This is a genomic window from Bradyrhizobium sp. URHC0002, assembly GCF_054059515.1.
Genome location: NZ_JBSSCF010000001.1, coordinates 4,919,630 through 4,935,808 on the forward strand (window position 1 = coordinate 4,919,630; position 16,179 = coordinate 4,935,808).

Below are 16,179 nucleotides of genomic sequence, written 5' to 3' on the forward strand. Positions count from 1 at the left end.
GGTCTTTCGTGCGCGCTCCCCGGAAAAAGTCGACCAGGAAGATCGCGCCCGTCATCACCGCCCGATTGAACGGTCATTTCTCCCTGCAGATGCAGGCGGACGGGAGCATCACCGCCTTCATGGACGGTTATTCCGTCAATCTGGGACAATTGAGCGCGGCCGCGATGGACCGCGCGCGAAATTTGATCGACGGCCTGCCGCTGGCGTCCTTTGCCGGCAAGAGCGCCATCGCGAGGGAAGTGGACGTCCTTGTGCATCGACTGGCGCGGCACGGGCTGCTCGAATATAGCCTGTCCTTTCCGCGTGACGAGCAGGTCCTCGCGGTCATCGAGCCCCAGGTCCCTGAGTACTGGCCGCAACGCGCAAAGCTCGGTGAGGGTGACACCGTCGTGTTGTCGCGCTTTGCCAATCTGCGCCGGCGTGGCAACGAGATGGTGCTGGAATCGCCGCGCGCCGGCGCGCTGTTTCGAATTGGCGATCCCGCCATTGTCGCCACCCTCGCTGCGCTGTCGCGGCCTCAGAAGATCAGCAGGCTTCGCCGCCACGCGGCCCCCTTCAACCTCGATCTGCTCGAACTGCTGCTGGATAGCCAGTTCCTGCTCAAGCTCGATGCGAAAAACGGCGACGGCCTTCGGGTGAATGAAGGCGACGGCAATCTTGTTCTTTGGGATTTCCACGATCTCGTGTTTCACACGCGGAGCACGGAGGGCCGACATGCCAATCCGGTTGGCGGCACCTTCACCTATGCAAGCGTCGTTTCACCGCTGCCTGCGGTGCGTCCATCGTGGCCCGGCAAGAAGATCGACCTGCGGAAATTGCCTACGTCGGATCCGATCTCGCCCTTCGCAAAGCTGTTGCGCGAACGCCATTCGGTCCGGGATTTCGATGACGAGCATCCGATCACGCTCGCTGAACTCGCGCGCTTTCTCGACACCACCGCTCGCGTCCTGTCGGAATGGAAGAGTGACGCGAATTTCGTAGGCATTCCTGAGATCACCTACAGCACAAGACCCTATCCGGCGGCCGGCAGCGCGTACGAACTGGAATTGTATCTGGCGGTGACGAACTGCGAGGGGCTTGCACGCGGACTTTACCACTACGACGCAGGCGGCCACGCGCTGGTAGCGATCGAGGTCTCCGCACAGCAGCTCAAGGCGCTTTCAGCGGCAGCCGAGTTTGCCATGGACGCGTCAGGTCCACCGCAGGTCCTGATCACGATATCAGCGCGCTTTGGGCGGATCTCCTGGAAATACAGCTCAATCGCATATTCGCTGATCCTGAAAGATGTCGGCAGCCTGATCCAGACGTTCTACCTGGCGGCGACCGACATGGGCCTTGGTGGCTGCGCCATCGGCACCAGCAACATCGATCTGTTTGCAAAAATGACGGGGCTCGAATTCCATGTAGAGGGTCCGGTCGGTCAATTCGCGCTCGGACGCGGCAGGCCGGAGGCCTTACGCTAGAGCACGGTGATGGCTGGACCGGCACGCGCGTTCCAATTCGGAAAATGCGCTCGGTCGCGGTTCCCCAACATATGTTCGTCCGAGTATCACCTTGCTTCCGCACGCATCGGCCGCGGTATCGGCTGAATGACGCCATGAAAGAAGACGATCGGTTGCGACCATCAGCCACGTTGACAGGGAGAAAAGCCAGCCCATGGCAAGCCATTCTCATCACCATCGTCACCACGATCAGTCGCCCCCGGTTGTTACTCCGGATCCCCCGACCAACCCGACACCTCCAACCGATCCGACCCCGCCTGCCGATCCAACACCGCCAGCATCTTCTGCGCCGGCCTTCTCGGACCTTGGCCTTACGTTCAATGACGCGGGTCGCGCCCTGGTGGGCGGTTTGTGGCAAAACGTGGTCGAGGAGGGCGGCCAGGGACTTGGCAGCGTATTGAAATACACCGCCGATCTCACCGCCGTGCAAACCGGCCTTCAGGCCGAGGTTGCGGCCGGGCAGTTCACCGGCGACACGCTCACCCACGTCAACACAATACTGGCCGATATTACGACCGCGCTCTCGGCGGCCACAGCCTCGGTGAACGGCGGCGGACAATTCGGTAGCGTCGCGGCTGCGGAAACGGCGTTGCGTACCAGCCATCTCGACATCCTCGACATCGTCCACAAGGATGCCAATCTCGCCGCCCTGGCGACGCAAGACGGCGCGAATGGATTTCTCGCCGCACCCGTGGGCCTTGCCGACGGCGTCACGGCCGCGACCGCGCCCCACGCCAACCTCGCCGAGATCGGCGTGATCTTCAACGACGTCGCGAGCCAGATACTCGGTGGGGTCAATGCCAATAATGCGACCGTGATCAGCAACGATGTTAACGCGATGATTACGGACATGCAGGCCTTGATGACCGCCAACCCGCTGCTGTTCGGCGGGCTGACTGGCGTTCACGCGGAAGCGGTCGTACGGCAGCTCGAGCTCGAGAACACCTACATCGCCCAGGCGGGGATAAACCCCGACGCGGGAAGGGGCAGCAATGACAACCTTCTCGACATTATCGACATCGTCCAGGGCGACACCAATCTGGCGAACATGGCGAACCAGGGTGGCGTTTCCGGTTTCACGCCTTTTGGCGACAGCCTGAACCCCACGCCGAAATACCTCGACAACGATGCGCAAACCAACTTCTGGGCAAACTTCATCGCGCAGTCCAATTCGCTGGGACAACAGGCGATTGCGGCCGTCACCGCGCACGATGCGGCGGCGACCGCTGCTGTGATCGCCAACCTGCATACCTTCCAGACGGACGTCACCAACTTCGACGCCGCGCAGGGGGGCATCTTCGAGGCCCGGTTCGACAACGAACTGCTCGGCGATACCAGTACGCTTGGAGCCGAGGTAACCAAGATGATCGAAGGCTTGCAGACCGGAAATGCGGCGTTGGTCGGCGCTGCCGCCGAGCAGATGCATGCCAACTCCGCCGATGTCGGAGGCAACAATATCCCGGTGAACGGCGGCACCTACAATGCCGATGGTTTGACCGTGGCTGAGGTGCTGTCGACAGCCGGGGCCCCGGCTGCGGTGGCGGCGGCCGCACCGGCTGCTGCCGCTGCACCAGCCGCTGCAGTCGCTTCAGCAGCACCGGCTGCGACGCTTGCTGCCGCTGACGCCGGTACGCATGATGTCGCCCCCACGACTGTGGAAATCCACCATTCGGAAATCGCCGAGCACCACTTCCACCACATGTGGGGATAACCCCGCACGAGCATAACCTTCGGCGTCCCATCGCATTCTTGGGAGTCACAAAAAAGCAGCGGGCCCATTGGCCCGCTGCGCGTTGATTCGGATATTGATCGTTACTGCTTGCTGGCCGGGGCGGCCGGCGGTGTGGTCTTGTTCATGTCCGTGCTGGACGGAGCCGGCGGCGTCGGGCGAGTGGGCGCAGCACCGGTGGTCGTGCCGGTGTCGGTGTTGGCGCGCGGCGTTACATCACGCATGCCTGGAGGCGCCGCAGGGTTGGCCGGGGTTGTCTGCGCCGTTTGACTGGGCGGCGTGGTGCCAGCCTGGTTCACGGTGGTGTTATTCAGGCCATAGAACAGAGCACCCAGCACCACCGCGATAGCGACGGCGAACATGGCGACCTTGGCGCCCCCGGGCGAGCCTTCGGCAGGCGTGGGATCGGCCTGCAACTCATTGTCGAGACTGTTGAGCCGGGCCTGATGGCGGATTTCTTCGTCGCTCAGGCCGGCGCGGTAGGGATCGTTCGGATTAGGTTGGTATGCCATGAATGGGTTCCTCCGTTAGCGCCCCAGAGTAAGCGGGAAGACAATGGCTGGCGTGAGCGGATGTTCCGCGCCAAAGTTGCAACCCCGTAATGTCGGAACCGGTGATTCCCGCGGGTTCCCAATTGGGAAATGCCGAAGTTCGTGTTCAACGGCGAACGGTAGGGACGTTCCACGTCCACCAGAGGGTAGGAGCGCCGCGCTACTTCGCCCGCCGCGCGTTCGCGACCTGGTCCGCTGTCACCAGCGGCGCGGCATTGCCCCAGGCATTGCGGATATAGTTCGTCACGTCGGCAATCTGCTGGTCGGTCATCTTGGCGGCATAGGCCGGCATCGATCCCTTGTTGGGCGCGCGCGGCGTCGTCACGGTTTCGGCGCCGTCGAGGATGATGCGCAGCGTGCTCAAGGCGTCGGCGGATTGCAAATTGGCGTTGCCGGGCAGCGGCGGATAGATCCGCGGCGCACTTGATCCATCCTCTTCATGGCAGGCGATGCAGGCGCCATTGTAGAGCTTAGCGCCGGCGGCCATTTGCGTCGATGGCAGCTGGGTAACCTTCGGCTCGCGCTTACCCGCAGGGAGGTCTTTCAGGTAAACCGCGATGGCGCGGATATCCGCGTCGCTCATCTTTGAGGTCGAATTGACCACGACCTCCGACATCAATTCGCCGGCATGGCTCTTGCCGTTGCGGCCGCTCTGCAGGTACTCGGCGATATCTTCCACGCTCCAGGATTTCAGCCCGCTACGCTCAGCGCCGTCGAGCCGTGGCGCGAACATGCCCGCGACCCGCCCGCCGCCGTAGGCCTGGCCGCGTCTGTCCGCGCCAAACATGTTCTTCGGCGTATGGCAGGCGCCGCAATGGCTGACGCCCTCGACCAGATAGCGCCCGCGATTCCACTCCGCGCTCTTCTGCTGGTCCGGCATCAGAATGCCGGGCTTGAAGAACAGCCAGTTCCAGCCGCGCATGACGACGCGATAATTGAACGGCCAGCGCAGCTCGGGCGGGCGGGGTGCGTTGCTCGCCGGCGCCAGCGTCGCCAGATAGGCGCGGATGGCAAAAATGTCCTGGCGCGTCAGCTTGGTGAAATTCGGATAGGGGAAGGCCGGGTAATAGCGCGAGCCGTCGCGCGCGACGCCGAAGCGCAAAGCGCGGTAGAAATCGTCGTCGCTCCAGGCGCCCAACCCGGTCTCGCGATCCGGCGTCAGGTTGGGCGAATAGATGCCGCCGAAGGGGGTATCGATCCGCTTGCCCCCGGCGAACGGTTTTGCAGGATCGGCGGTGTGGCAGCTCGCGCAGTCGCCGGCGTCCGTCAGCGCCTTGCCGCGCGCGATGTCGTCAGCGGTCGGCTCGGCGCTTGATTGGACCTTGGGCTGGGCATGGACGTCGCCGACCGCGAAGACTTCGCCGACCGCCAACGCAGTGCACAAAAGCACGCGAGCGAGAATCGTCCGCATCATCGGGCGTGGTCCCTGCACCATCTGGCCCCCTGGGGCGTTATAGCGTGAAAACCGACAGAGGAGGGATGTCATGCCGTTTCGTGTCAAGGCTCCCGGACGACACAAACCGAAAAGCGGCGCCGTTATTCCCGGCACGAAATTGCGATCTTTGAAGGCGCGGCTTCGGGGGCGAGATTTGTAGTGCGTGGCCCAAGAAAATCCGACATAGACTGGTTCTAACAAGCTCAGATGACTAGCTAAAAAACAGTCATCCCGATCAAGGCTCAAGAGGGTGCAATGGGAATCAACCAGGGTCCGATCAGTCTCGATCAGAAATACACGCAAGGTACAGGCCACATTTTCCTGACCGGCATCCAGGCGCTGGTCCGCCTGCCGATGGCTCAGATCCGCCGTGACCGTGCCGTCGGGCTGAACACCGCCGGCTTCATTTCCGGCTACCGCGGCTCGCCACTTGGCGGCTACGACCAGCAGCTCTTCGCGGCGCGAAAACACCTCGAACAATACAACATCAAGTTCCAGCCCGGCGTGAACGAGGACCTTGCCGCGACCGCGGTCTGGGGCTCGCAGCAGCTCAACCTTTCGCCCGGCGCCAAATATGATGGGGTGGTCGGCATCTGGTACGGCAAGGGCCCCGGCGTCGACCGCTGCGGCGACGTCTTCCGGCACGGCAATACCGCGGGCTCGGCCAAGAACGGCGGCGTGCTCGTCCTCGCCGGCGACGACCATGGCGCAAAATCCTCCACCGTCCCGCATCAGTCGGACCATGCCTTCATCTCCGCGCTGATGCCTTATCTCTATCCCTCCAGCATCCATGAAATGATCGAGATGGGTCTCTTGGGTATCGCGATGTCGCGCTACTCCGGCTGCTGGGTCGGCATGAAGGTGATCACCGAGACCGTGGAGACCACCGCTGAGATCGACCTCACCGACGAGATGACGCCCTTCAATATCCCGACCGATTTCGAGATGCCGCCCGGCGGCCTCAATCTACGCTGGCCCGATGACCGCTTTGCGCAGGACCTGCGCTTGCAGGACTACAAGGGCTATGCCGCGATTGCGTTTGCGCGCGCCAACAACATCAACCGCATCACCATGGATTCGCCGAACGCCCGCTACGGCATCATGGCGTCGGGCAAGAGCTACGAGGACATCCGCCAGGCGCTGCGCGAACTCGGGATCACCGAGGAGGTCGCGGCCAAGATCGGATTGCGGCTTTACAAGATCGGCATGCCCTGGCCGCTGGAGCCGGAAGGCGTCCGCAAATTCGCCGTCGGCCTCGAGGAGATCTTCATCGTCGAAGAGCGCCGCGAGATCGTCGAAAATCAGGTCAAGCAGGAGCTGTTCAACTGGCGCGACGACGTCCGCCCGCGCATCGTCGGCAAGATGGACGACCACGACAAGCGCTTCCTGACCTTTGCCGCCGAACTTTCCGTTGCCTCGCTCGCCAGTTCGCTCACCGAACGCCTGCTTCGACTTAACCTCAATCCCGAAATCGCCGCGATGCTCCGCGCCAAGGCCGACTGGTTCAACGGCCGGCAGGCGACCCAGATGCAGGCGGTCGCCCCCGTCACCCGCACCCCGTATTTCTGCTCCGGCTGTCCGCACAACACCTCGACCAAGGTGCCCGAAGGCAGCCGCGCCTTTGCCGGCATCGGCTGTCATTTCATGGCGCTGTGGATGGACCGCTCGACCGAGACCTACACCCACATGGGAGGCGAGGGCGTGCCGTGGGTCGGCGTTGCCCCCTTCACCAAGGAAGAGCACGTATTCGCCAATCTCGGCGACGGCACCTATTTCCATTCCGGCAGCCTCGCGATCCGTCAGGCGATCGCGTCAGGCGCCAACATCACCTACAAGCTGCTCTACAACGACGCCACCGCGATGACCGGCGGCCAGCATGTCGACGGCGAATTGTCGCCGCAGCAGATCACCTTCCAGCTTCACGCCGAAGGCATCCGCAACATCTATCTGGTCTCGGAAAACCCCGATGCCTATCCGGCCTCCGACATCGCGCCGGGCGTCAAGGTCGCGCATCGCGACGACCTCGACACGGTCCAGAGAACCTGCCGCACGCTGAAGGGCACCTCGGCGATCGTCTTCGTGCAGACCTGTGCTGCCGAAAAGCGCCGCCGCCGCAAGCGCGGCCTGATGGAAGATCCCGCGCGCCGCGTCATGATCAATCCGGCCGTCTGCGAAGGCTGCGGCGACTGCTCGGTGCAGTCGAACTGCATTTCGGTCGAGCCCTTGGAAACCGAGATGGGCCGCAAGCGCACCATCAACCAGTCGACCTGCAACAAGGACTATTCCTGTCTCAAGGGATTCTGCCCGTCCTTCGTCACCATCGACGGCGGCAAGCCGCGCCGCCGCGCGCCGGCAAACCTTGGCGACGCCGGCGATATCGGCGATCTGCCCGAGCCGGCCTCATTCCCCTCGCTGGAGCGGCCCTACAACATCGCCGTCGGCGGCGTCGGCGGCACCGGTGTGCTGACCATCGGCGCGCTGCTCGGCATGGCTGCCCACATCGAGGGCAAGGCCAGCATGATTCTCGACATGTCGGGGCTGGCGCAAAAAGGCGGCGCGGTGCTGAGCCACGTCCGTCTCTCGGAACACACCGCCGACGTCACGTGTTCGCGCATCGTCACCGGCACCGCCGATCTTGTGATGGCCGCCGACGAGGTGGTGGCTGCCGCCAAGGACACCATCACGCTTTGTGAAGCCAGCCGCACCGTCGGCGTCATCAACACCCACGTCATTCCGACCGCCGACTTCATCCTCAACCGCGATTTCAATTTCCAGAGCCGCAAGGTCAACCACGTGCTGGAAACCGAGCTGCGCAAGGATTCGTCGTTCTACGACTTTACAAAACCGGCCGAAGCGTTGCTCGGCGATTCCATCGCCACCAACATCATGATGCTGGGCTATGCCTATCAGAAAGGCCTGCTGCCGCTGTCGGCGAAGGCCATCCTGCAGGCGATCGAGGTCAACGGCGTCTCGATCAAGATGAACGCCCAGGCCTTCCAGCTCGGCCGTCTCGCCGCGGCCGATCCGGCGCGGCTCGAGGGCATGATGAAAGGCCAGGATGCGGTCGTCGCACCAAAGACGCTGGATGCGATGTCGCTGGATGAAGTCATCGCCCATCGCGGCGCATTTTTGACCGATTATCAAAATGCGGCGCTCGCCGAGCGCTATCGCGGGCTCGTCAAGCGAGTACGCGATGCGGCTACCGATGGCGGCTATGGCGAGGCGTTGCCGCGCGCGGTCGCGATCAACTACGCAAAGCTGCTTGCTTACAAGGACGAGTACGAGGTCGCGCGGCTGTTCACCGACGGCAAGTTCGAAAAGCAGCTTCGCGACCAGTTCGAAGGCGACTTCAAGTTCAACTTCAATCTGGCGCCGCCCATCCTCGGCGGCGGCAAGGACGCGCTCGGCCGTCCGAAGAAGCGCGCGTTCGGCGCCTGGATGTTACCGATGTTCCGGACGCTGGCGGGCTTGCGCTTCCTGCGCGGCACGTCGTTCGACATTTTTGGCTATAGCCCCGACCGCAAGCTCGAGCGCGATCTGATCGCGGGCTATGAGAAGGACGTTGCCACCGTGCTCGGCCTCTTGTCGCCGGTCACGCACGATACGGCCGTCGAAATTCTCTCGCTGCCCGACCGCATCCGCGGCTACGGCCCGGTCAAGGAGAAGGCGGTTGCGGACGCCAAGGCGCGCTACGCGCAACTGGCCGCCGACCTCGTCAATCCGCCGCCCGCACCGCGGCAGATCGCGGCGGAGTAGGCTGCGTAGGGTGGGCAAAGGCGCGAAGCGTCGTGCCCACCATCGCTCAACGATCGCGGCGCTAAATAGTGGGCACGCTTCCGCCTTCGCTCGTTGAGCTACGGCGGACAAGTCGCTTTGCCAACCCTACGCGCCGGACTAAGAAATGTTAACACTGACCATCGTCCTCCGTGTCGTCTCCCTGCTCGCCTTTGCGGGACTCACGTTGTTGACAGTCAGCTGGAGTCGCGGACAAGCCAAGACGCGAGCACGTCAGGATCGTGGCGACCGAGCACCGCTGGTGGCGAACTTCACTGCTTTCGGCCTGTTCTTCCTTTCGCTTCTGATCTCTTCCAGCAGCCCCGCCGGTTTCACGGCACTGCTGCTGGCGCTGTCAGGGTCCCTTCTTGCGCTAGCGGGCACCGTCCTCGTCGTCAGATGCCACGCCGAGCTTGGTGCCGCTTGGAGCTTCGCGCCCAAAGCAGATCAGAGCACCGGCCTCGTCACAACCGGCCCTTATCGCCTCGTGCGACACCCCATCTATCTGGGTCTTGCACTGCTCGTCATGGGCGAAGCGGTCGCCTTCGGCAGCTGGCCGGCTCTCTTTATTGCGCTGTTGGGGATCGTCCCGACCTTGGCCTGGCGCGCCCGCGCGGAGGAGAAACTGCTCAGCCGTACATTTGGCAAGCGCTACGAGGTCTATCGACAGCGAACCAAGATAATCATCCCGTACCTTCTCTAGACCCTGCCCACGACGTGTCGACTGACCGTTACGCGATGCGGCAAAGAACAATCGCAAGCCTCGGCCCGCTACCTTCTGCCTGACCTCCGGACTATGGATATCCGGAAGCCGCAGCGACGGCGAAGCTGCGTAGGGTGGGCAAAGGCGCGAGGCGCCGTGCCCACCATTCTATCAGCGTTCGTGGCGTTAACGGTGGGCACGCTTCGCTTTGCCCGCCCTACGAATGACTGCGTTCGCGGGGATGGCGTTCAGCTCAGGGGTTGTGAAGAATCCTAACTGCGCCAAAGGCGATCAACAACCAGAACCCTTGCCAAAGCTGCGAGGCGCGAGCCGGGCCCAACTCCCATCTTACCTTTTAAAGTCCCGGCGCGATCATCTCCGGAGCCATCCACGAATATCCTTCGAGCTTTCACGAATTTCCAAATGAACGGATTCCGCTTCTGAAAAACCTTCTGAACTTCGTTATGCAAATATCCTGACACGACATCGGGCGGGGAAGCAAATACCTCCGGCAATGTTGAGGACAAACCGGCGTCGGTTAGAATATTCCATCGTGAGTTACCTCCCATTACCGGGGAGCGTAGGCCGAATATCACTCTACCGATCCTGCTTTCCCGGATGGCGTAGGAACACATCGCGCAGGGCTCAATAGTTGAATAGATCGAGCATTCATCAAGGCTCGTTGACCCTAATTGTTTCTGAGCTGAAGAAATTGCGACCATCTCGGCGTGCCGCGTAACGTCTCGGTCGTTTCTGACCATATTGAGCGACTCGCAAATGAATTCGCCTCGTCGTCCGATGGCAGCTGCAAACGGGTATTCCCTCCTTGAACTCGCGGATTGTGCCAGCGCAACGCAGCGGCGCATCATTGCCATATCGAATGCTTCTGAATCATGTTTGGTCATGGCGCTGACTCTTGCGGCACGTCGGTGCTGCCTGACCACCCGCTATGGTTCGCACAGGGGGCGATCACCCTGATGGAGAGTTGGAACGACTATTGCAAGGTTGCGTTAACGGTAGCTATTGACGTGCCGGAACTGGTCGGACTCTTACCCGTCGCTTGAACGGAGAAAGCATCGCTACCTCTATATCCTGCCTGCGATGTGTATATGTAAGAAGACCTATCGAGCCTTTGCAGCCTCCCGTGCGCCGGTCTTTGTGAAACTCTCGAACTCAATATTTCGCCCGAAATATTGATGGTAAACAAGCAACTTCCCCCGGAAGCGATCATGATATAGCCGGTCGAGTTAAAGCCCCAGCCTGCTGGCGGTGATCCCGACACCACGCATTGGGGAGCGTTCTGGGCAAGTGCCGGCGCCGCTACTGCTACCAAGCCCAGCGCGATTGCAAAGAGTACTGAACACGCTCGCATGATGTGTGTCATTGGGGTGCTCCATTTGAGGCCAGGTTGTCGGTTCCTTCGCGTTGTCGTTCAGATGCGGCGGATGACGCCTTCGACTCAGCGCGGCGGCTCAATCGCGCACGTTCAAAGCCGGCTCGAAGCACGGCCTGACGTTGAGGTTCAGACGCGCCAGATCCAGAATGCAGCTAGCCTAACCAAAACGTCGCAGGATGCGCATTGCCCTTTGGGGCAATACCCCACTGCAGGCGAAATCTGTCTCTGGGAAATTGCAACGCGTTGCGGGCATTGATGCCGACCCAGCCTCGGAGTTCAGTAAGGTCTGTTGGCCCGTGGCGAGTAGGGCAAAGGCGCACTTGCGCCGTGCCCACCATCTCTCACCGTTGTCTGGAATGGTGGGCACGCTTCGCTTTGTCCACTCTATGGACTGCGAGCAATGCAGGAAGCTCGGACTAAGCGATGCTTTGGTTGCGCAAACGCATACCTGAAATCCTCCTAACCACGGTAGCATTATTGTATTCTGCGGTTCTGGAGTTGCGGCAATGCCGATCAAGCCGCCCATTGTTACAGAGATGGACCTGATACGCGGTCGTCAGATCGTGCGCTCATTGGCGCCCCTCAAACGGCTCTCTTGCGACGATGCTCAGATCGTTGCGAGGGCAATTGCCGAAAGCTTCGCGGAGGGTCGCAGACAAGGTTTCGACATAGCGAAGGCCAACCTGCAAGCATACCCATGGTGTCCCAAGGAAGCCGCAGCGAAGGGGATGCCGCCTATTCCGGAGTTAAAGGAAGTCCTTCGGTTTCTGTCGGGAGACCATGGACAACCAAGCTAAGAGTAGCTTGGTTGGACTTCAATTTCCGCCTGGGTCATTGGCGTCGGTTGACCCGGAGCCGGTTGGCTTCCTCCTCGGACTTTATACGCGTAGCAAACCGGAATACTGTGGAAGTCAGTCGGAGAAGCTTACCCTGCCGGGCCTTCCCGCCAGATTGGGAATTCAAAGACCGTTTCCAACTCGCGAAAGGCCGCGGAATGCGGGCTTACTTCGTACCATCTCCTGATACGCTCGACCAAGAGCCGCTAAGGGGAACCCCATGGAAATGATCGATTTGAGTCGTGACCTGTTCCACCGCACGCAGACGCATCCGGCCCACCCTCCCGTGATCATCTCCGTGTGGTACGACCACGCCGAGAAGAAGCGCGCGGGAAACACAGACTTTTCCTCCAAGGCTTTGTCCATCGCCTTCAGCGATCATGCGGGAACACATGTGGATGCGCCGGTGCACTTCGATTCCCGTCCCGGTGCCCTTTCAATCGACCAGATGCCGCTGGAGAAATTCTATACGTCCGGCATTTGTCTTGATCTGTCCCACGTACCGTTGCGCCATGCCGTGACGGTCCCGGAAATGGAAGCGGCCCTGGCGGCTTCCGGACAGGAAATCCGCGCCGACGACACCGTGCTGCTGCACATGGCCACTAACGATCGCCTGCTGGGTAAGCCGGGCTACCTCCACGATTTCCCCGGCCTCGCGGTGGAAAGCGTGCATTGGCTGGCTGACCGGGGCATCGGCATGTTTGGTGTGGAGGCGGTGAGCCCAGCCCCCGAAGGCGAACCCAACTTCCAGGCCCATCTCGCATGTGGCGAACGGGGGATCACACACATGGAATGCCTTGCAAATCTCGACAAGCTTGTGGGACGCGGTCGATTCCGCTTCATCGGCTTTCCACTCAAGATTCGCGGTGGCACCGCAAGCCCCATCCGTGCCGTCGCGATCTTCGAGTGAACCCGGCAACGGCGCCACGGCAACCCGCAGCGGAGTAGGGTAGGCAAAAGGCGCAAGGCGCCGTGCCCACCATTCCATCAGCGTTCGTGGTGTTAACGATGGGCACGCTTCGCTTTGCCTATCTACAAAGCGAGATCGCAATCACGTCGTACATCAATTGAATTGTGGGTCCGCAACCCGCATCGACGTCACGCGTCCGCCGCTCAATTCGAGTGAAAAAGTCCAGGGCTGATACGACCACACATCGGTGTTCGGCAAAGAGCTGGGCCCGACGTGCATCGGTGTGCCGAGTTGCTTGGTCACGCCCTCGGCCGTCGCTCCGAGCGTGATGCCGTTGAAGACATATTTGTCGGCCGGCAGGCGGCCCGTCACCTGGATGGCTACCAGCCTGTCCTTCCAGATCGAAGCGAGCAGATAGGGATCGTCATTTGTCTTGCCGAAGAAATAGGCCCACACCATCGTGTCCTTCGGTCCCTGGATCTGGCGAGCGGGTTGTCCCAACAATGCCGTGAGCGCCGCCGCTTCCATGCCGACGACCAGCGGGCCGATGCGCATGCAGGCATGCTCCGACAGCGCCTTGATCTGCTCGGGAGACAGTTTTTCCGACGGTCCGATCACGCAGCCAAAACCGGGTCCCGAACGTTTGTAATAGCCGCGATGGACGGGATCGACGAGGTCCGGTCGCGCCTGCTGCGCAAGCGCGTCGGTGGTCGCTACAATCCCCATAATCGCGATCGCCGTCGCCATGGTGAACATCGTCCGTACTCGCGTCATGCCGCGACTCTCCGCTCAACCAAAGATAGCGAAGCTGGGTAGCACGTCTTCCAGCACAAAGACCAGCGTGGGGTGGGTTAGCGAAGGGTAACCCACCATTTTCTCATGAATCGTGACATAGTAGTTGCGCCAGTTGGTGTGGCCTGCGCGATCGATAGTGCACAGAGTAAGAAAAGCATGGATACGGCCCAGAAGATCGTCACACAGACGCCACTCACAGAGCTCTGGAACGCCGACGGCCCGTTGGATGCACGTCGCGCTGAGAGTCTGGGAGAGGACAGATATCAAGCGATTTCTGCGGGATGGTTCGAGTTTCGTGGTTGCCGAAACAGGGCTGCCCTTGCGGTGGATATCCGAGGACGATCGCTTTGTCTTCTGGAAGACCGAAGTGAGCTGCCGGCTAGTTGCTCCGGGCACCGATGGCTTCTGCCTAGACGATTTTCCGGGCAGCTACTGCTACGTCGCGGCAATGTGGAAGTGCGCATCCGCCGCACCGGTCATTGTTCTGGAAAAGCATCACTGATCTAGCTGCGTAGTGTAGGCCAAGGCGCAAGGCGTCGTGCCCACCATCTCTTGACCGGAGACAATTTTTGCGTTGGCTGCCCCTGATCCTGGTCCGCGCATTCGGCTGCAGGAGCGGAACCATAAATCCGGGGCGGTTCGAATGCCCGCCTTTGTGCACATTCCGGGACTCAACTCTCCGCCCTTTCGGGGGCGTGGAAAGAGAGTTAGACTTCAGTCGATCAGCACCAGATAGACGTACCGAAATCCAGTGATTGAGGGTGACGTCGGTGCCTTTAACAACAAGCATTGCACATTCATTCAAGACTGGTTGCATGCGCAATTGTTGCGCAGTGGCCGCGCGTTGACGCGCGGGCACAGAGCAACAAATCGAACTGGAGAATGAGGAGAGACGGAGAGGTATCTGACCACTCAAGCTTACGGACGATCACTCGAAAGGCGTAAAGGAGACTCACGATGAACGCGAAATCGGGACGAACCTTATTTGCCGCCGGCCTGATCAGTGCGGCGCTCATCAGCGGCGCAATCGGCCAGCAGGACGACAAGCTCGGCAAGGTAACCTTCGCAACCTCCTGCGACCCCGCTGTGCAGGTCGAGTTCGACCGCGGCGTCGCCATGCTGCATTCGTACTGGTTCTTGATTGCCCGCCGAAAATTCGAAGAGATCCTGAAGCAAGATCCCACTTGCGCCATGGCGTATTGGGGCGTGGCGATGGATCGCCTCGGTAACACCCTTGCAATTACACCGACGCGAGCCGAGGCGCAGGCGGGCTGGGAAGCAATCGAAAAAGCGCAGGCTGCCGGGCCCAAGACGCAGCGCGAGCGCGATTGGATCGATGCCCTTGCCGTCTATTTCCGCGACCATGACAAGATCGCCGTGGATGCCCGAATGGCAGCCTATAGTGCCGCGATGGAGAGGGTGGCGCAAACCTATCCTGATGACTACGAGGCGCAGGCCTACTACGCGCTGACGCTTCAAGCGTCGGCACCGAAGAGCGATCTCACCTACGCCAATCAGATCAAGTCCGCGGCGCTGTTGGAGAAACTCTTCGAGCAGAACCCGCAGCATCCGGGCGTGACGCACTACCTCATCCACGCCGCTTGCCGAGAAAGGAATAGCGTCGGCGCGACGCTATGCCGGCATTGCGCCGGCCGTGCCGCACGCGCGGCACATGCCGTCGCACATCTACTCGATGGTAGGGCTTTGGGAGGAATCCATCGCCTCGAACGCGTCGGCGCTTGAGATCCAGCCGGACTATTATCATGCGGCGGATTTTACAGTCTACGCACACCTGCAGCTCGCGCAGGATGCCAAAGCCGATGCGATGATCAAGAAGTCGCTCGCCACCGCCGACCGCGGCGATCGACCGATCAACTTCGCCAATTTCACCGCCAAGGCCGCGATGCCGGCGCGGTACGTCCTGGAACGGGCGGATTGGGCCGGCGCGGCCGATCTGCCGATGACAACAAGCCAATATCCCATGGCGGATTCGTTGATCCGCTTCACGCGTGGCCTGGGCATGGCCCGTGCGGGTGATCTTGCAGGCGCCAAGAAAGAAATCGAAGAAATGAAGGCGTTGCAAACGACACTGCAGCGCGCCGACCAATCCTACTGGGCGGACCGGACCGAGGAGCAGATGCTTGCTGTTTCGGCCTGGATCGCACTGAAGGAAGGCGCGCCCGATCAGGCGCTGAAATTCATGCGAGCAGCGGCCGATGGCGAAGACGGCAGCGTCAAGCATGTGGCGATGGAGAACAGGCTCTATCCGTTCCGCGAATTGCTGGCCGAAATGCTTCTGGAGACAGGGCAGCCCGCTGCTGCCCTGAACGAGTTCGAGACCGCAATCAAGCAGACGCCCAATCGCTTCCGCGCGTTCTGGGGAGCCGCCCGCGCGGCCGACAGTGCAGGTGACCGCCAGAAGGCCTCCGATTACTTTGACAAGCTGGTGAGTCTGGCCAGCAACGCCGATACGGAGCGGCAGGAAATCCTTGTGGCCCGGGCGTATGCGCGTCAGGACGACACAATAGGTGCCGCACGAAAATAGTCC

Annotated in this window: 12 protein-coding genes; 8 read left to right on the plus strand and 4 right to left on the minus strand. The window is 61.3% G+C overall.

Annotated features, from left to right (window positions below):
* The first annotated feature begins 89 nt into the window (after window positions 1-89).
* Window positions 90-1,463, plus strand: coding sequence for a SagB/ThcOx family dehydrogenase (locus ACVWVY_RS23910; protein ID WP_456632295.1), 1,374 nt, complete (start codon window positions 90-92; stop codon window positions 1,461-1,463).
* A gap of 193 nt (window positions 1,464-1,656) precedes the next feature.
* On the plus strand, window positions 1,657-3,213 hold the full coding sequence (locus ACVWVY_RS23915; protein WP_456628677.1) for a hypothetical protein: 1,557 nt from the start codon (window positions 1,657-1,659) through the stop codon (window positions 3,211-3,213).
* Window positions 3,214-3,314: 101 nt separating this feature from the next.
* On the opposite strand, the gene ACVWVY_RS23920 is transcribed toward ACVWVY_RS23915, so the two are convergent.
* Both ACVWVY_RS23920 and ACVWVY_RS23925 read right to left on the minus strand, forming a co-directional pair.
* A complete protein-coding gene (locus ACVWVY_RS23920) occupies window positions 3,315-3,743 on the minus strand; it encodes a hypothetical protein (RefSeq protein ID WP_456628678.1) in 429 nt (142 codons plus the stop codon).
* A gap of 199 nt (window positions 3,744-3,942) precedes the next feature.
* Window positions 3,943-5,193, minus strand: a complete 1,251-nt coding sequence (locus tag ACVWVY_RS23925; RefSeq protein WP_456632296.1) for a c-type cytochrome — start codon at window positions 5,191-5,193, stop codon at window positions 3,943-3,945.
* Window positions 5,194-5,472: 279 nt separating this feature from the next.
* On the opposite strand from ACVWVY_RS23925, the gene ACVWVY_RS23930 reads away from it, so the two are divergent.
* Both ACVWVY_RS23930 and ACVWVY_RS23935 read left to right on the plus strand, forming a co-directional pair.
* Window positions 5,473-8,973: an indolepyruvate ferredoxin oxidoreductase family protein gene (locus tag ACVWVY_RS23930; protein WP_456628679.1), complete on the plus strand. Its 3,501-nt coding sequence runs from the start codon at window positions 5,473-5,475 to the stop codon at window positions 8,971-8,973.
* A gap of 145 nt (window positions 8,974-9,118) precedes the next feature.
* A complete protein-coding gene (locus ACVWVY_RS23935) occupies window positions 9,119-9,694 on the plus strand; it encodes a methyltransferase family protein (protein WP_456628680.1) in 576 nt (191 codons plus the stop codon).
* A gap of 272 nt (window positions 9,695-9,966) precedes the next feature.
* On the opposite strand, the gene ACVWVY_RS23940 is transcribed toward ACVWVY_RS23935, so the two are convergent.
* Complete coding sequence (locus ACVWVY_RS23940; protein ID WP_456628681.1) at window positions 9,967-10,599, minus strand: nucleoside deaminase; 633 nt, start codon at window positions 10,597-10,599, stop codon at window positions 9,967-9,969.
* 1,547 nt (window positions 10,600-12,146) lie between these two features.
* Here ACVWVY_RS23940 and ACVWVY_RS23945 point away from each other — a divergent pair.
* The gene (locus tag ACVWVY_RS23945) at window positions 12,147-12,836 is read left to right on the plus strand and encodes a cyclase family protein (RefSeq protein ID WP_456628682.1); all 690 of its coding nucleotides are present in this window, start codon (window positions 12,147-12,149) and stop codon (window positions 12,834-12,836) included.
* 153 nt (window positions 12,837-12,989) lie between these two features.
* Here ACVWVY_RS23945 and ACVWVY_RS23950 read toward each other — a convergent pair whose 3' ends face one another.
* Window positions 12,990-13,610 (minus strand): hypothetical protein, encoded by a 621-nt coding sequence (locus ACVWVY_RS23950; RefSeq protein WP_456628683.1) that lies wholly within the window; start codon window positions 13,608-13,610, stop codon window positions 12,990-12,992.
* Window positions 13,611-13,857: 247 nt separating this feature from the next.
* Here ACVWVY_RS23950 and ACVWVY_RS23955 point away from each other — a divergent pair, with 247 nt between their 5' ends.
* The 3 genes from ACVWVY_RS23955 to ACVWVY_RS23965 all read left to right on the plus strand — a co-directional run bounded on the left by ACVWVY_RS23955 (window position 13,858) and on the right by ACVWVY_RS23965 (window position 16,176).
* Entirely contained in the window at window positions 13,858-14,133 is a 276-nt protein-coding gene (locus ACVWVY_RS23955; protein ID WP_456628684.1) for a hypothetical protein, read from the plus strand.
* 455 nt (window positions 14,134-14,588) lie between these two features.
* Window positions 14,589-15,374 (plus strand): hypothetical protein, encoded by a 786-nt coding sequence (locus tag ACVWVY_RS23960; RefSeq protein WP_456628685.1) that lies wholly within the window; start codon window positions 14,589-14,591, stop codon window positions 15,372-15,374.
* Window positions 15,304-16,176 carry a tetratricopeptide repeat protein gene (locus ACVWVY_RS23965; protein ID WP_456628686.1) on the plus strand — a complete coding sequence of 291 codons (873 nt, stop codon included), beginning with the start codon at window positions 15,304-15,306 and terminating at the stop codon, window positions 16,174-16,176. The genes ACVWVY_RS23960 and ACVWVY_RS23965 overlap by 71 nt, the downstream gene beginning before the upstream one ends.
* Window positions 16,177-16,179: the final 3 nt, after the last annotated feature.